This is a genomic window from Providencia sp. UF-224, assembly GCF_058245955.1.
Genome location: NZ_JBSICC010000112.1, coordinates 1 through 455, shown reverse-complemented (window position 1 = coordinate 455; position 455 = coordinate 1). Strand labels below are relative to the sequence as shown.

Here is a 455-nt window from a genome sequence, read left to right as displayed (position 1 = left end):
CCCCCCCTTAAAATAGATTCTGGTAAGCGATTCGATTTATCACCATTGTAAAATACAATATCAAATTCTGCGTTGCCTCCACTTACAATGACATTACATAGATTCGTTACTGTCTCTGGTTTTTGTTCTCCGTGGATTTGAGTGATCACGCCCAAGCCATGATTATATAAATTCGTATAAACAACCTGCCCGACTGATAATAATGTTTGCTGTTCCATAATTTTTCTCTCTTTAATTAATGAAGTTTGATTAAGCGCAAGTCCGTGACTTGCGCAGGATTTAATTAATCAATCGCATTCAATATTTTGGTTTGTGATTCAGGGGGTAATGTGAAAATAAACTCGCGTAATTGGTGAAAACAAGCAGAAATACGCTCACATTCTTCCGTGTGCCCTTTTTCATAGGTCACAAATGAAAAATGGCTTAACATCATTAGCGTGACAATAATTCCTGTT

1 pseudogene is annotated in these 455 nt (G+C 36.7%); it reads right to left on the bottom strand.

Features of this window, described 5'->3' with window-relative positions:
* Positions 1 to 218: pseudogene (locus tag AC4IFO_RS23070) on the bottom strand (LPD29 domain-containing protein); the annotation flags it as partial.
* Between the last annotated feature and the right edge of the window lie 237 nt (positions 219 to 455).